The 16,225-nt window shown below is 63.5% G+C and carries 11 protein-coding genes and 1 pseudogene; 3 read left to right on the plus strand and 9 right to left on the minus strand.

Annotated features, from left to right (window positions below):
- The 5 genes and pseudogenes from MPC4_RS21035 to MPC4_RS20110 form a co-directional block, all read right to left on the minus strand.
- Positions 1-111 (minus strand): annotated as a pseudogene (locus MPC4_RS21035) (glutamine amidotransferase); the annotation flags it as partial.
- A gap of 132 nt (positions 112-243) precedes the next feature.
- Entirely contained in the window at positions 244-897 is a 654-nt protein-coding gene (locus MPC4_RS20095; RefSeq protein ID WP_174514104.1) for a helix-turn-helix domain-containing protein, read from the minus strand.
- Positions 898-1,105: 208 nt separating this feature from the next.
- The gene (locus MPC4_RS20100) at positions 1,106-5,386 is read right to left on the minus strand and encodes a translocation/assembly module TamB domain-containing protein (RefSeq protein ID WP_174514105.1); all 4,281 of its coding nucleotides are present in this window, start codon (positions 5,384-5,386) and stop codon (positions 1,106-1,108) included.
- The gene (locus tag MPC4_RS20105; RefSeq protein WP_174514106.1) at positions 5,386-7,407 is read right to left on the minus strand and encodes an autotransporter assembly complex protein TamA; all 2,022 of its coding nucleotides are present in this window, start codon (positions 7,405-7,407) and stop codon (positions 5,386-5,388) included. Before MPC4_RS20105 ends, MPC4_RS20100 begins: the two co-directional genes overlap by 1 nt.
- Positions 7,408-7,654: 247 nt before the next feature.
- Positions 7,655-8,131, minus strand: coding sequence for a Crp/Fnr family transcriptional regulator (locus tag MPC4_RS20110; RefSeq protein ID WP_174514107.1), 477 nt, complete (start codon positions 8,129-8,131; stop codon positions 7,655-7,657).
- Positions 8,132-8,264: 133 nt separating this feature from the next.
- Here MPC4_RS20110 and MPC4_RS20115 point away from each other — a divergent pair, with 133 nt between their 5' ends.
- Complete coding sequence (locus MPC4_RS20115) at positions 8,265-9,092, plus strand: sce7726 family protein (RefSeq protein ID WP_244629130.1); 828 nt, start codon at positions 8,265-8,267, stop codon at positions 9,090-9,092.
- Here the strand turns inward: MPC4_RS20115 and MPC4_RS20120 are convergent.
- The 4 genes from MPC4_RS20120 to MPC4_RS20135 form a co-directional block, all read right to left on the minus strand.
- A complete protein-coding gene (locus MPC4_RS20120; protein ID WP_174514109.1) occupies positions 9,046-10,131 on the minus strand; it encodes a beta family protein in 1,086 nt (361 codons plus the stop codon). The two genes, MPC4_RS20115 and MPC4_RS20120, sit on opposite strands and share 47 nt — an antisense overlap.
- Entirely contained in the window at positions 10,118-11,395 is a 1,278-nt protein-coding gene (locus MPC4_RS20125; protein WP_174514110.1) for a helix-turn-helix domain-containing protein, read from the minus strand. The genes MPC4_RS20120 and MPC4_RS20125 overlap by 14 nt, the downstream gene beginning before the upstream one ends.
- Positions 11,392-11,871 carry a DUF6932 family protein gene (locus MPC4_RS20130; protein WP_174514111.1) on the minus strand — a complete coding sequence of 160 codons (480 nt, stop codon included), beginning with the start codon at positions 11,869-11,871 and terminating at the stop codon, positions 11,392-11,394. Before MPC4_RS20130 ends, MPC4_RS20125 begins: the two co-directional genes overlap by 4 nt.
- A gap of 339 nt (positions 11,872-12,210) precedes the next feature.
- Complete coding sequence (locus tag MPC4_RS20135; RefSeq protein WP_174514112.1) at positions 12,211-13,494, minus strand: NAD(P)/FAD-dependent oxidoreductase; 1,284 nt, start codon at positions 13,492-13,494, stop codon at positions 12,211-12,213.
- 248 nt (positions 13,495-13,742) lie between these two features.
- Here MPC4_RS20135 and MPC4_RS20140 point away from each other — a divergent pair, with 248 nt between their 5' ends.
- Positions 13,743-14,756 carry an Lnb N-terminal periplasmic domain-containing protein gene (locus tag MPC4_RS20140; RefSeq protein ID WP_174514113.1) on the plus strand — a complete coding sequence of 338 codons (1,014 nt, stop codon included), beginning with the start codon at positions 13,743-13,745 and terminating at the stop codon, positions 14,754-14,756.
- Between the two features lie 215 nt (positions 14,757-14,971).
- Positions 14,972-16,210 carry an MFS transporter gene (locus MPC4_RS20145; RefSeq protein ID WP_174514114.1) on the plus strand — a complete coding sequence of 413 codons (1,239 nt, stop codon included), beginning with the start codon at positions 14,972-14,974 and terminating at the stop codon, positions 16,208-16,210.
- Positions 16,211-16,225 lie beyond the last annotated feature (15 nt).

The raw sequence follows: 16,225 nt of genomic DNA on the forward strand, positions 1-16,225 counted from the left end.
AGCGCTGTCCGGACCCCGAGCCGTCATCGTCTCAAGCATCACCGCAAGATGCCGGCCAAGATCCGGCTCAAGCGCTGGGTCCTTAAGGAACAATCCCACTATGCCGCACATGGCTCAAATGTCTCCCGTCGACAATTTCTTCTAAAGAAACTATACGTCGCTATAGGAAACAGCAAGCGGAAAATGAGGCTCGGAAAGATAATTTTAGCGAAGCGCGCCAAAGCCAGGGCGAAGCCCGCGCCGTCAGTCGTTCGGATAGATGATGATTGAAAGATAGGTCATCGGAAGTTCGGTCAGCTCCTCCGGTCCATGCGGCGCGGCCGCATCGAAAAACAGCGTGTCGCCGGGTTCGAGCAGATAGCTGCGGTCGGCATGGCGATAGAGCACCTTGCCCGTCAGCATATAGATGAGCTCGACGCCGGCGTGCTGAAACGAGGTATAGGGCCGCGCCTCCTCTGACAATTGGATGAGAAAGGGCTCGACGACGATATCCTTGCCGAGCGAATGCCCAAGCAGCTGGTAGTGGTGGCCGGCCTTCGTGCCGCGCCGCTCGATGTTGACGCCGCGCCCCGCTTTCACGAAGGAGCAGTCATGACGTTCCTCATAGGGCGTAAAAAATGTCGACAGCGGCTGGTTGAGCGCGCGCGCCAACGATTGCAGCGTCGATAGGGAAGGCGAAATCTGGCCGTTCTCTATCTTCGAGAGCATGCCAGTCGAAAGACCCGCGGCCGTCGCCAGCTCGCCGCCCGTAATGTCGAGGCGCTTCCGATGCTGCCGGATCTGTGCGCCGATCGCTTCTTCGAGCGTTCGCTCGGCGGTGCGCGGTGCGCCCGACCCCGTTTCAAAGCCGTCCTCAATCGAGCCTGATTTGTCGGACTTGGTCACGCGAGGCTCCATATCGCAGATCCCATCAAGTTCGGGATGTCGTCATTTCCTCAACTATGGCCAGTCTCCCTTCAGCATAACAAGAGAAATAACGGCTGAAATTGATATTCCTTAAACTGCGTTGCGGACGGTTTGCCCATGGCGCCCAGGGATTAAGCGGCGGCGCGTTTGCGCCACGTTTCAGCAGCCCGACCCGCGCCCGCGAGATCGGGAAAAGGCGTCACCACTCATGTTCGGCGCCGACGCCGACCGAGACATTGCCCGTCGCATCGATCACGCCTCTCGCCTTCAATTGCTTGTAGATCGTGATGTTCATCCCGACTCCGGTCTCGGCAGCGGTCGCGCCTGTGTGAACGCCAAGGCTGACGCGATCGCCGAGAAATTTACTTAAAGGATTGTTCGATTGACTCGCCGTCCCAAGCCCCAGCGAACGGCGAAGGCCCTCAAGCGCGTCATTGCCGCCCGAATAGATCGCCGCGGCCTGCGCGAGCGCCAGGGCCTGCGTCGGCGAAAGCTGACCAGACGGCGCGCCAAACAGCAGCCGCGACAAAATCTCGTCCTGCGGCATGTCGGGGCTGGAGGTGAAAACGAATTGCGGGTCCGACGGATCTCCGGTGATGGCGACGCTGACCGAAGCGCCGCCCGCCTGCGTCGTCGCCAGAAAGTCGAGTTCGGGCGAAAGATCCCCGGCAAAGGTGAGATTGGCCCGCGTAAAATCGAGGTCCGAGGTTAAGAGCCTGAGATCGCCGCTGATCAGATGAAAGGCGCCGACGGGATCTGGCTGGGCCAATGTGCCTGTCAGGCGTAAATTGCCGCCAAGCTGAGCGTTAAGCCCGCGTCCGTGCACGCGAATACGGCCCGGCACGTCGATCGTGAGATCGAGCGCTGCGTTGAACGCCGCGGCGCCCCTGCCTCGTTTGGCTTTGGCGGCGATGGCGAGCCGCGCCGCGGCGGTCGGCGTCGGATCAATGTGCCGCGTTCCCGGCAGAGGCTGCAACGAGCCCGGCAGCCGGTCGGGGATCGGAATGTCGAGCGATAAAATGTCGATCCGTCCGCCGACGCGCGGGTCCCGCACCAGCGGGCCTGAGAGATTGATGTCGAAGTTCAGCTCCGCCGTCGCCAGCGAGCTGCGCACAAGCTGGGCGTTCTGGCCCCTGACGTGAATGTCGCCCGGAAAGCCGCCGGCGGGATCCAGCCGGATCGAGCCTCCCGCCGTGATCGCGCCGCCGTTGCGCGTCACGGCGGAGGCGTTCTCGATCGTCACATGATCGCCCTGCGCGACGAGGCGGGCATGAATGGCGGTCAGCCGGACGCCGAGGATCGCGTCCTCGAACGCGCCATTGGACATCGTCGCCGACCCCGATGCGCTCGGCTGCTGCGCCGTTCCGGTAAGTCGGCCCTCGACCGCGATCGCCCCGGTGACGCGCCGCCCGGCCGTGGATAAGGACCGGTTGGCGACGCCGGCGTCAAGATTGCCCTTCAGCCCGAGATCGAGCGGGCCCGACGCCGCGAGCGGCGCGCTGCCGGAGACGCGGAGCGCCCCCGACTGGCCAACCTTGAGCGTCGCTTCGAGCGTCGTGCGTGTCCCCTCGAGCCGCCCGCTCGCGTCGACGTCGATCGGAGGCAATCCGGCGTTCCGCGTTTGTGGCGCGGCCAGCTGCGAAATTCTGAAGCGATAAGGGCCTGTCGGCGCGGCGGGCGCGCCGCCAATCGTCGCCTCCCCCTCAAGCGTTCCGGACAGGCCAAGTCCGGGGGAAAAAACATCGCCGGCCGACAGGGGGATGGCGCGGAAAAGCGCCTTGAGATCAAGTTTTGAGCCAGCGCGCCCGTCGATCGTGACCCGGCCGCCGTCGAGGCTGAGCGTCAGACTGCGGAAGTCCGCGCCGCCGTCCCTGATCACGATGGCGGCGGGTTGGGCGAGGGCGATCCTGTCCCCCCCGCGCGTGGCTTCGAATTTCGCGATCTCCAGCCGCACCGGATCGGCCGCGACGACTTTCGCGCGCATATCCAGATTGAAGCCCCGCGCCGCCGCGCTCAGCGCGATGTCGCTGGCGTCCGCGCCGCCTTTGGCGTTGAGCCTGACGCGGGATATCGCCTGTCCGCCAAAGCGCGCCTCGTCCGCTGCGAGCGAGCCTGACACGATGGGGTGGCGATAAACGTCCGTGAGGGCGAGGTCGGCTGCGAGCCTGTCGAGGCCGAGGCCAAAACCGCCGATTTTTTCCGCATTGGCCTTGATGGCGGCGTCCTGACGCGTGTCGGCGTGGGCTAGGCTCACCTCGGCGTCGAGGGAGCCTGACAGCTTTTCCAGGGCGAGGGCGGAAAGGTCATCGAGATTTTTCGCATGAAGGCTGAATTGCCCGGCGGCGAAATGCGCCGGGTCGAGCGCGACGCCGCCCTGCGCCGTGACCGAGCCGATCGCGATATCCGCCCCGTCGATAACGAGACCGCCCTCCTTCGGGCGCGCGATGTGGACCGCGCCGCGCGCCGGCTTGCGGTCGATTTCGCCATCGAGCCTGAGATGGGCGTCGGGCGCGTCCCTGAGATTGGTCGCCTCCGCGACGACGTCCAATCGCGGAACCGGGCGCCCGAGCAGGCTCGCGTCACGCAGGCTGATCGTCGCCGTCGCATCCGGCTGCGCGAGCGCGCCCGTCACATGCGCCGCGATCTCAGCCCGTCCCGTCGCGCGCTTGTCGGCCTTCGACAGCTCCGGAATCCTCAGCAGCGCCGTGAGGTCCGCCGATTTGGGCGTCACGGCGCCATCGACGCGGGCGCTGGCGTTCGGCCCCGTCAAGCGCAGATCGCTGAAGCCGAAGCCGCCGTCGGCGTCGAGTCTGACGCCCCCGGCGAGCGTGAGGGCGCCGCCGTAGAGGCCGTCGACCGGCGTGATCCCGGTCGCGAAACGATCGGCGGCAGCGTCGATTTGCGCCGTAAAGCGGTTCGAGCGCGGCGTGCCTTCGAGATCGGCTTTGAGCGTCGCCTCGCCCTTCAGCGCAAGACCCGCGACCGCCCCGAAGCGCGCAAGGTCGGGCGCCGAAACCTCGAGACGGCCCCTTAATTCAGCCCGGCCCGCGCGGCCCTTGAAGCCGGCCGAGAGCGTCTCGGACTTCAGTTCAAAAGTCTGAAAATCAATGACGCCCCTGGTCGTGCTGACGCCGCGCGCGGTAAAGCGCGCCTCGCGGCCGACCGCCTGCGCCAGCGCCGGATTTTCCAGCTCCAGCCCTTTTACCCGCGCATCCGCGGAGAGGTTCAGCAGCGTCGAGGTATTGGCGATCGAGCCGTTCGGCGTCATCGTCAGATTGGCCTCGAGCCGGCCAAGCGAAACGCTCGGGAGGCGGGCGTCCTCGACATCGAGCGTCGAGGCGATCTCAGGCGCATCGAGCGGCCCGGCAATATGCGCGTCGAAAGCGAAGCGCTTGATCCTGACGTCCTTCGCCAGGGCGCCGCCCTCTGTATTCGGCGTGTTTTGCGCCGAAACCCTGATATCGGCGATCTGCGCGGCGGACAGGGCGCCCGCTATGTCGAGCCGCGCCGCCGCCGCGGCGAGGTTGATCCCCTGGATTGAGACGGCGCCGTCATCTGCGAACAAAACCGCGCCGGTGAGCCTGGTCGTTCCGGCAAAGACCGGGGCGGCGACATCTGGCAGCATCCCGGACGCCTCGGCCGCGAGATTGAAGCCGAGCCTGCGCCCGGCGCCCTCGCGATTGACCGTTGCGTCACCATTGGCGCCGATCCCTTCGCCGGCGTCGAAAACGAGCTTGGCGTTGAAGGCGTCGAGCACGCCAGAGCCATTGATCTTGAGCTTGACCGGGGGCCTGCCCGGAATATTGCCGAGTTCGGAAATGATGCCGCCCGCCGGCTCGTCAAGATTGACCATCAGATCAAGGCGCTGCGTCTGCGGCACGAGGTTGAGGCGCACATTCAGCGTCGCCGGCCGGTCCAGCCTTTGCGCGTCGAGAAACAGCTGCAGCCCTTCAGAGGGCGGTCCGAGCTTCGCGTTCCCGCCCGTCGAAAAGCTCGAGGCGACGCCAAGCACGGGCTGGCCAAAATCGGCGCGCGCCAGCGTGAATTGCTTGATATCCACACGCAAAGGCAGTTCCGGCAGGAGCGGCTGATCCTCGCCCGACACGGGCGCCTCCGCCGGGACCGGCCTTCGCGGCATATCCATCTGATCAATGTCGAGCTGGTCGATTTCGAGCCGGCGCTGCAGCAACGCGAGCCGGCGCCAGACGATGCGGACGCGATTGACGCTGAGCCAGACGCCATCCCGATCGGCGATCTTGAGATCGCGCACCGTGGCGTCGGCGGAGAGCGCCCCATCGATGGCGCCGATCGAAACGCGGCTCGCCGGAGTCGAAAGCGCGCGCGAGATGAGATCGGCCAGAATCCCTTTTTCCTCCTCGGCCGCGTAGCTTCCGGCGGCGAGGACGCTAAGCCCCAAGAGCACGAGGAGCGCCACGGCGAGCGCCGATGTCCGGTGAAGGGAAAAGCGCGGGCTCGCCATCAGAACGGTTGTCCAATGCTGACATAAAAGACGACCGGATAGTCGCCGGGCCTCGGATCGAGCGGGCGGGCGACGTCAACCCGGATCGGCCCGATCGGCGTATAGTAGAGCAGGCCAAGGCCAGCGGAAAAGCGCGTGTCGCCGGGCCCCGAGAAGGGAAGGGAGTCGCGAAAGGCGCCGCCGACGTCGAAAAAGGGCGCGACGCCGATCGTCTCCGTCACCTTGATGCGCGCCTCCAGCGTCGCATTGAAGGCGCTGAGGCCGCCGATCGTATAGCCGAAGGGGTTTGCGGGGCCGATCGTCTGGTAGCGATAGCCGCGAACGGTCAGAAGGCCGCCCTCATAGAAGCGGTAATTCGCCGGGATCGCGGCGAGCCCGCCCGTCTCGCCGAAGATCGAGCCAAAGCCGGCCCGGCCGGCGAGAATGTAATGGGCGTCCTCGTCGATCGCGTAATAGGCCGAGGCGGCGACGCTCGCCTTGGTGAAACCAGCCGTGCCGAAAACCGAAGGGTAGGGGGTCGCGAGAGCCGTTACGCGAAAACCGCGGCTCGGGTCGAGCAGTTTGTCGGTTCCGTCATAGCGCAGCGCCAAAGGAACGCCGAGCAGCGTATAATCGACCCGCCCTAAGGCGTCCGTCGCCTCGCCCTTCTCGAATTTGAGCCCGGCCTGAACGGAGAGCGTCTCGTTGATGCGGTAGCGCAGCGCCGCCGTCCCGCCCGCGAACTGATCAGCGTAGCCGCCGAAGCTGCCGCCGCCCGAGCGGTTTTCCTCGCCGATGCCGTCAAGCAGGAAATCAACGCGCGAGCCATAGAGGGCCGGCTTCACGAAGCTCGCCGTGACGCGGCCGCCGATGCCCGCATTGCTGAAATTCTGCGGGCCGCCAAAGGTATTGAAGGTCGGCGTGAAAATGCCATAGATCGGCGGCGCGTAGAATATATCGCCTTCCAGCCTCAGGCTTTCGGCGCCGCCGAAGAGGTTGCGGTTTTCGTAATAGACGCTGCCGGTCGGACCATCGACCGTCGAATAGCCGGCGGTCGCGCCGATGAGATTCCTCGCGCGGTCGCCGACGTCGATGAAGATCGGCAGATTGCCGTTGGCGTCGAGGCTGTCGCCCTCACGAATGCGCACCGCGCCGACGGCCGGAAGCGAGGTGATCGATTTGCGGGTGTCCGCCAGCGCCTTCGGCGTATAGGGCTGGCCCGGCTGGAGATAGATGAACGAGCGGACGATTGAAGGATCGAAGCCGTTCGGCCCATTGACCGAAACCTCGCCGAAGCCGGCTGTCGGGCCGGGATCGACCGCATAGGTCACATCCATCGTCAAAGTCGCGTGATTGACGATCGGATGCGGCAGCGGCGCCTTGACCAGCGGATGCGACTGCGCCCGAAAATAGTCGATGAGCCGCGCATTGGCGTCGCGCAGATCCGAGGCTTTGGCGGGATCGCCCTGGTTCAGCCTCAGAACGTAAGGCGGCAGAACCTCGGGCGGAAAGGGCGCCTGCGTCGTAGAATTGACCACGGCGATGTCGCGCAGGTGAAAAAGCGGCCCTGTCTCGACCGTGATCGTCACGGGGACCACGGCGCGGTTCAGATAGACGTTCGCCGCACGGGCGAAGGCCTCCCCGTCGCTCTTGCCAAGCTCGAGCCGGGTCGCGCCCACGGTGGCGAAAATCCGCGCATTATAATAGCCCGCGCCCCAAAGAGCGTCGACGAGCAGCGGGAAATCGGCCTTCAGCCGCTGCGCCAGAGCTTCGCCATCTGGCGGCGGGTCCTGCCTCAGCTTGTAAACATTCGAACTATCGAGCAGGGCGTCCCTGACGCTGTCGTCGCCCTGAATGACGAAATCGACTTTGTAGGGCAGGGTCGTCGGCGAGGGGTTCGGCGGCTCGTCCGAGCCAAAAAGTCCGAAGAAGTCAAAGGCGACGGCGGCGTCGGCCTCAATGAACGCGCCGACGCCGACGACGCCCATCAAGATCAGGCCGAAAATGGAACGCCTTTCGGTCCGCCGCCTTACGCAACCCATCAAACCCCCGCCGCCACAAACAGGCTTGCCGCCCGCGGACCCCGCTCCTAAATCACAAATGCGAAGCGCAAGTTAGCGCGCTCTCGAGCACAAGGCTACCCATGCGGTTTTGCTTGCGAAACCGTCCGGTAAAGACAGCCCATAGCGCCTGGCCGCCACTTGCAGGCAATTATGAGATCAAAGCGTCGGGATTGAGTTAATGCGGGAATTCGCTTGGACGCTTCTCAAACCACGCGATCCGCGCCATTCACTCACGTGAAGCATCTGTCAACTCGGCAATGCGATTGTCAGCGCGGCGGAGCCGCCGACAGAGCTCACGGTTGATATTCAGCATCACCATCAGGTAAGCGTGTATGTCGGCCTTGTAATACGCGTAGAGGCTCCGGGCCGTGAGCTCGTACAGCACGGTTGGACTTTCAGCGACGACAGTGGCTGATCGGTTCTCCATTTCGATGAGCGTCATTTCGCCGAAAAAATCCCCCGGCCCGAAACTCCCCATGCGGATCACGCGCCCAGACTTCCCGAGCTTGGTCACCGTGAGTTCGCCGGCGTGAACAATATACATTGAGCGCCCCGGCTCTCCTTCCGACACGACAGTGGCGCCGACGTCGAACTGGCGCTCGACCAGCATTGAGATCAGGAGATCGAGACTTGCGTCCGAGAGGCCGCCGAAGAAAGGCGTGGAGACCAAAAATGCTTTCAGATCGGGCGAGCTGACAGCCATAAGACCAATATACCTCCGCTCCCGAGCCTTGAAGGCATCCTATCACCTTCGGCTGGCGGCGCGACACGCTATCCATGCGACGCTTGCCTGTCCCGAAGTCTGCCACTCTGCGCGTGCGGCCTCGTTCGCCTCAGTGACGGCGTCCGCCGTTCGTTCGGGCGGCGGTCAACCCTTTGCGGTCTTTCAAGCGGATCTCGTGAACGGAAGGAATGCGCCCAAATTAGTCGTTCCAGCCCGCTGTCCGACGACCAGAAGGGGACATCGCCGGAGACAAGCTCGAGAAATGTCGGGCGAGGCAGGATATCACCTTGGCTTGGAGCAAAACCTCTGGCAGAAAGTGAATTGGGGGATAACGATGCCGGCCATGACAAAGGTGGGAACGACAGACGCGGACATTCGCTTTGCACTACACGCCAAACGATTACGACGCGCCAAATCTCATCCCGATACGCTCGTGATCGACGAACTTGGACTCGCGCACGCCCGGAGCCGCATTGACGTAGCCGTCATCAACGGCTGCATCCATGGCTATGAAATCAAGAGCGCCAAGGACAACCTCGACCGGTTCGCGACCCAGATCGATATCTACCGCCAGACGCTACAAAAGCTCACACTCGTCGCCGCGCCGAAGCATGTCGCAGCCATCATGAGTCACGCTCCCGAATGGTGCGGCGTGATCGCGGCTGAGCAGGGGCCAAGAGGCGGAATCAACTTCCAAGTGTTGCGAAACGCCGCCGCCAATCCCGAAATCGATCCGGTCATGATGGCGCACCTGCTCTGGCGCGATGAAGTCATCCAACTCCTGGGCCAAGCCGGATATGCGGCGAAGGACCTCCGGCGGCCGAGGAAGCAGCTTTACGAGATGCTTTGTGAGGCCATGACTCTCCGCGAGATCACCGCCTCCATCCGCGCCTTCATGGTGCGGCGCCACGCGTGGCGAGATCGCCCAGCACATGCGTGATGTGGTGATTGATCGCCACCTCCTTCCATCGCGTCTGATTGCTCGGTCCTTCCTTGTGGACCGCGCACTTTGCGATGTAATCGTCGCCACTTGAATAGCCAGCACCGTTGAACTTTCCCGACGCTACGATTGACGCGCAGTGGCCATGCATCTGCGCGCGATTGTCGTTGAATGCACCACCTTTTCGCACTTCCCAAGCTGCCGGCGTCGTGTAGACGAGCTTGCCCGCTGCCTTGATCATGCGCATGTCCAGGGCCTTAAATTCCGGATGGACAATCGTGTAATCTCCGAAATTCGGCTGCCGCATGCCGGCCGGAATCTTGCTGAGTAACACTTGGTAGAAGAGCCAGTCGTGGCGTGGAAGCTGGTCTGCGCCCTTGGCGACATCCTTGAACGTCTCGGGAATCGCCGTGCCGATGACGACCAAATTCCGGAAGGCATGCAGGTCGCCCAGTCTGCGCATAGCCGCAATCAGCGCGCCTGCGAAAGCATCATAGGGCTCGAAATTCGGTGCACCGAGATCGATGACCAGATCGACCTCGTCGAGCGACAGACGGAGCGAGGCGGCCCCAGCCTCGATGCGCATGCGCGCATCTGGCTTCATCAGATCCTCCAGCCGAACCGCGATTGCGGCTCCAAGACCATTGGTCGCAACGATCGCCCCCACGGACGCGACCATGGGTGGAGAGGCATCGAGCGGAACCGCCGGTATCGCATTCGCCTGGAATGCACGCAGCGCTTCGAACACGTATGTGAAGATGTCGCGGCCGTCCCCCATGGGCTCGCCGGAAATACTTGGATGCACGCCGACCCACGCCGGCCGCTGCCCCCACTTGGCATTGAAGCGGGCGGCAAACGGATGGACGTGCTCCTGTACCGTCTTCTTCGGCTGCCACAACTCGAAATCGAATTCGACTTCAGGAATGGTGATATAGGGGACGGTACGGTCCTTGGCGGCGGCGGCAAGGCGGGCAAGCGCCTGGTATTCGCCCTGACGCCACCGCAGCGCCGGAACATACATATCCTTAGTCAAGATCATCGCTCGCCTCCTCTAGCTGCGAGCGCAACTGATCCCGACCAACCAGATCGTTCAGGATGGTGTAGTTGCCGCGCTCTTTGCGGATGCGGCCGGCAATGATGCTTGGATCGATGCCGATCGTTTCTGCGTCGATCTTCACTGCCTCTTCCGACAGGGCGAAGCGGGACAGGCACTGATCCCACAATGCTTCCGGTATCAGCGCGTCGAGCGCGAATTTGTCAGCCTCCGCCTCGATCGCATCACCGTCATTGCCGCCTTCCTCGTCGAAGAAGTCGAAGCGCAAACCGTCGAAGAGATGCAGGAAGATGTGACCGAGCTCGTGCATCAGCACAAACCAGAAATTATCCAGACGGTCATAGCGTAGCGTAAGGCCTACAACCGGTGCCTCACCATCGGAGAGCATGGCCGCGCCGTCGAGATACGACCCCGGAAGGTGACGCTCGACGATGAGAACGATGCCTTTCTCCGCCAACAGATCGCGGGCACGCTTCGGCCCGTCTTTCCGTTTCGTAAGACGCACTAGCTCCGGCAGCCACCGGTCATCCAGTTCGAAGGTGCCGATCTCTCCCGCTTCGATTTTGCTGCGCGCCCGCTCCAGGATGCGCGCCTGCCACGCGAGCAGGGCGTATTCGTTCGGCACGTTCCCGCTGCGCATCTTCTTGCGATGATACGCCGTCGCAAATTGCGGTCCGGCCGCGTGCATGAAATATTCCTTCACGCGCTCGATCGGGTTTGCGCCGTGCGGCAGACCAAACCACTTGCGTTTGATCATCTCCTTGTAGGGGAGTTGACCCCAGACTATGTCGTCGGCATCACCCCACGCGAACACCGATCCGCCGGCCTGCTTCGGTCCCTCAAAACTTCCTGACGCCTTCACACCGAGCGCCTTCGAAATCTCGACCAGCCGACCAAGGCTTGCGCCCACGTAGTCGGTCGCCTCGTAGCGTTGCACCTGTTGCGGCTTCATGCCAAGTTTTTCAGCGAGGCCCGTCTGGCTTATGCCAGAGGCGATTCGCGCCTGCACCAGCACGCGCGGCAATTCTTCTAGCGCATAGGTTTTCGAGAATGAGACCTGGCCAGATTTCAGCAGATCGTATTCGGCAAGCTCGGCCTCGATATCGGCGATCTGGCTCTTGAGCCCATCGATCTCTGCCTGCTTGAGCCATGCCTTATCCGATGCGCGCGCCTTCGCAGCAACAAGCGCATCTTGCAACTTCGCTAGTTGCGTGTTCGATACGCCATACTGTCTGTCGCTGTAAATCATGGCTGCACCTTCGCAGAGAGAAGTGGATCGGCCGAAAGCGAAATGGAGACGATCCCTTTCTGTTTTCCTGTAAAACGATCCAGTTGGAAAAAATCGACGAATGCCTGCCCGACATCCACGCACGTCATCGAGGACGGAAAGAACTCGCCCTTGAATGCCGCCTTCTGCGCTGCCCGACCGTTCGCAAATTCCAGGAACACGGGATCAAGCTTGGCGGGATCGACCCCGGTAGCGTCCCAGCAGGCATCGAAGTCGCCGGGCTTTGGCTTGCCGGTCACATAGCTGCCGTCGAGATAGATCGTCGGACATCCAGCCAATCGCAGCTTGCCAGAGGCGAGAACGAGGCCGTCGAAAAGCTCACGCCGCCAGGCATTCGTTGCGAAAGTAACCGCCACATCTTCTAAATTCGCTGCGTACGCCCCAGGGGGCAGAACGGTCCACGGAGAGCCGCGCAATGGGACGAGGGCAGGAATCATGATACAACAATAATGTTGTAATCTCCAAAAAGCAAGCGCGGGATGGCTTGGGCATCCCGGTTGCTGCGGGATTCAGATTGGGAAGCCCAGATGGAACGCCAAAGGGAGAAGATTCCCGGTGGCGAATGCCTTCGCAACGTTTAGGTAGGCGCCCTTGGGCACACGCCATATTCCGCTATCGCACTTCGCCGTCACCAAGCTGCCCTTCCGTTCCCGACCCGACCCGGCCGTGAACCGAATGTCCTTTTCCCCCCATCCCGGCTCGCAAGCGGACTGTCCGCTTCCCACCCCGTGCAGAAGTTCAAATCGACCCAGTTCTCCCTAACCGCCCGCTTGGCGCTAAGCCTTATCCTCCCCCGCCCATTGCTTGCCTTGCGTGATGAGCCGGGCGCTTCGCTGGCCGAGGGAGTAGATCCATAGCCAGCTCAAGGCGACGCCGAGCCGATTGCGCAGGCCGATGAGAAAGTAGATGTGGACGATGCCCCACAGCCACCAGGCGAGCGATCCGCGCACCTTGATCCAGCCGAAATCGGCGATCGCCGCGCGCTTGCCGATCGTCGCCAGACTGCCCGCGTGCTTGTACTGGAACGGACCCAGCGCCGGCTTGCCTTGCAGCCGCGCCTTGATGACCTCGGCCACATAGGCGCCTTCCTGCTTGGCCGCCGGCGCTATTCCCGGCACAGGATTGCCGTCGGGGCCGTTGATCGCGATCGTATCGCCGATCGCAAAAATGTTCGGATGGCCGGGAACGGTGAGATCGGGCTCGACGATGACGCGCCCGACCCGGTCGGCCGGCGCCCCAAGCCATTCGGCGGCGCGCGAGGCCTGCACGCCGGCGGCCCAAAGGATCGTCTTCGCCGCCAGCTTCTCGCCGCCGAAGACGACGCCCTCCGCGCTGCAATTCGAGACAGGGTTGCCAAGCTTGACCTCGACGCCAAGCCGGTCGAGCGCCTTTTGGGCATAGGCCGAAAGTTCTTCCTTGAAGCCGGGAAGGATGCGCGGCCCCGCCTCGATCAGCACGACGCGCGCGGTCCGCGTATCAATATGGCGGAAGTCCTCGCGCAGGTTCTCATGCGCCAGCTCGGCGATGGTGCCGGCGAGTTCGACGCCGGTCGGACCCGCCCCGATGATGACGAAGGTGAGCAGCGCCGCCTTTTTAGTCGGATCGGTCTCGCGCTCGGCGCGCTCGAAGGCGAGCAGAATGCGCCGGCGGATGGTCGTCGCGTCCTCAAGGGTTTTAAGGCCGGGCGCGAAGGGCTCCCATTCGTCATGGCCGAAATAGGCGTGCCGCGCGCCGGTGGCGAGAACCAGCGTGTCGTAAGCGATCTCGGCGCCGTCCTCGAGCAGGACCTTGCGGCGCCCGGCGTCGACGCCCGCGACCGCGCCGAGCAGGGTCTCGACCTCTTTGCGCTTATAGACCAGATGACGGACCGGCCACGCAATCTCCGATGTCGCGAGCGAGGTCGTCGCGACCTGATAGAGCAGCGGCTGAAACAGGTGGTGGTTGCGCCGATCGAGGATCGTGATGGTCACCGGCGCGCCGGCGAGGTTATGGACCACCTGAAGTCCGCCAAAGCCGGCTCCGACGACGACGACATGGTGTGGGGCGGGATGATCTGTCAATGGCTGGCCCTGTTCTGTGTCTGCCCTCGGACATTAACCGATAAACGTGAATAAATGCCGATGCCTCGATTTTAGCGCCTCATTGTGCGTCTGGCGATCCGGCTTCCGGCGCGCTTCCCCAGCCGCTGGAGACCTGCTATCGAGCCTGATCCATAAGCTTCGCCGCGAGAGCCCGCGACGCGGCGCCTTTTGCGCCAGACGTTGCGGCCCCAAACCGTGCGGCCCAAGGTCAGATTGGGGTCGCCCGCATGACTGCTTCCCGGTTCCGGCGCTTTTCGCGACGCGGCGGCGTTTTCCTGATTTGCGTGCTCCTCCTTGGCTCGGCGGTCTGGGCGAGCTTTGCGCTCTGGTTTCAATTGCCGCTCCCGGGCGGGTTGAAGCTCGCCGTCATCGCCCTGTTCGACGGTCTTGCCGCGCTGACCCTCGCCGGAGTGTTCTGGCGTCCTCTCCGGGGCGCCTGGATCGCCTATGCCCTCGCCTTCGCCGGTCTGCTCGGCTGGTGGGCGACCATTCTGCCAAGCAACGACCGCGACTTCGCTCCCGATGTCGCGCATGGCGTCACGGGAATCGTGCGCGGCGATGAATTGACCCTTGAAAACGTGCGTAATTTCACCTGGGCCTCGCCGACGGATTTTTCCGAGCATTGGGAAGAACGGCGCTATGACCTTGCGAAACTCAGCTCGGTCGATTTCTATCTCGTTTATTTCATGGGGCCGCTGATCGCCCATTCGATGGTGAGCTTCGGCTTCGAGGACGGACGCCATCTCATGTTCTCGATCGAGATCCGCAAGGAGCGCGGCGAGGCTTTTTCCGCGATCGCAGGATTCTTCAAAAGATATGAGCTCGTCTTTCTCGCCGCCGACGAACGCGATTTCCTGTTTCTGCGCAAAGCCGAGGATGAGGATGTCCGGCTTTTTCGGATCAAAACCTCGCCGCAGGCGGGGCGCGCGCTGCTGCTGCAATATGTCCGCGACGCGAACCAGCTCGCGGCCCACCCGCAATTCTACAATACGCTGACGGCGAATTGCACGACGAGCATTTTCCTGATGCTGCGCACGCTGTCGCCGACATTTCCACTCGACTGGCGGGTTCTGCTTAACGGATTTTTGCCCTCCTACGCCTATCAGCACGGCCTCATCGACACCTCGATTCCCCTCCCGGAGGTGATCGCCCGCGCGGCTGTGACGGATCGCATCACGATGGGGCTGAGCGAGGTCGAATTCGGCCAAAGGCTACGAGAAGGTCTGCCGGACCCGAATTGATCCTTAAAGGCGCGGCGATTGGTCGTTCGCCGGCCAAGCCAATCCGGCCTTTCTTTTGCATTGCAATAAAATCACTGTGACACAGGGAAAAACGGGTCGCCACGGGCGTTGTGGCGTGTAGATTCGCCGGGTCGCCAATCAGGCTGCCGATCGCGGGCTTGCCCCGGGCAAGCCGCGACCCCCCGCTAAAAATAGACGCTCAAAGGCCCCCAAGCATGTCAGCACATTTTCGCGGGCGGACGCCCGCCGCTCCATCGCGAACCGCTTTGGTCGAATTTTCACTCGCGGTCGGCGGCTTCGGCATCGGCGCCGGCGAATTCGCCATCATGGGCCTGCTGCCGAATGTCGCCGGGGGTGTCGGCGTCTCGACCCCGACGGCGGGCCATGTCATCAGCGCCTACGCCCTTGGCGTCGTCGTCGGCGCGCCGATCATCACCGTTCTCTTTGCAAGGCTGCCGCGCCGCACGCTTCTGCTGGCGCTGATGGCGGTGTTTGCGCTCGGCAATTTCGCCAGCGCCTCCGCGCCCGGCTATGCGTCGCTGATGGCGCTGCGCTTCATGACAGGCCTGCCGCATGGGGCCTATTTCGGCGTCGCGGCTCTTGTCGCCGCCGAGATGGCGGGCCCCGGCAAGCGCGCGCAGGCGGTCGGCCGCGTCATGCTCGGCCTTACCGTCGCAACGCTCATCGGCGCGCCGCTTGCGACCTCGATCGGGCAGGGACTCGGCTGGCGCACAGCTTTCGCGCTTGTCGGCGCCATTGGCGCCCTCACCGTCGCGCTGGTCGCGCTGTTCGTCCCGCATGATCCCGCCGACGTCGAGGCGAGCCCCATGCGCGAGCTTGGCGCTTTCCGGCGGCCGCAGGTCTGGCTCGCCCTTGGCGTTGGCGCGATCGGATCTGGCGGCCTCTTCGCCATCTTCAGCTATATCACGCCGACTCTGACCGAGGTTGCAGGCGTTCCGCTCCACCTCGTGCCCTTCGCGCTCTGCGCCTTCGGCGCCGGCATGATCGCGGGAAACATCGTTGGCGGCTGGCTCGCCGACCGCGCCCTGATGCCGACCATCGGCGGCGGCCTCATCTGGAACGGCGCCATGATGGGGCTATTTTATTTCACCTCCGGCCACGCGGTTCTCGCCGTCATCAATGTTTTTCTGATCGGAACCGCCTTCGTGCTCGTGCCGGGCGTTCAGACGCGCCTCATGGATGTCGCCGGCGACGCCCAGACGCTCGCCGCCGCGCTCAATCATTCAGCCTTCAATATCGCCAATGCGCTCGGCGCCTATGTCGGCGGCCTTGCCATCTCCGCCGGCTATGGATGGCGCTCAACGAGCCTGGTCGGCGTCGGCTTCGCCCTCGCCGGTTTTGCGATCTTCTGCGTTTCGCTCGCCCTTGACGCGGCGCGGCGCTCAGCCACTCGCCGCCCGCGCCTTCGCATGCCGAGCGAACAGGAGTCGTGATTTTCGCGAAAAGGC

Origin of the sequence: Methylocella tundrae (genome assembly GCF_901905185.1) — a bacterium.
Lineage (GTDB): Bacteria > Pseudomonadota > Alphaproteobacteria > Rhizobiales > Beijerinckiaceae > Methylocapsa > Methylocapsa tundrae.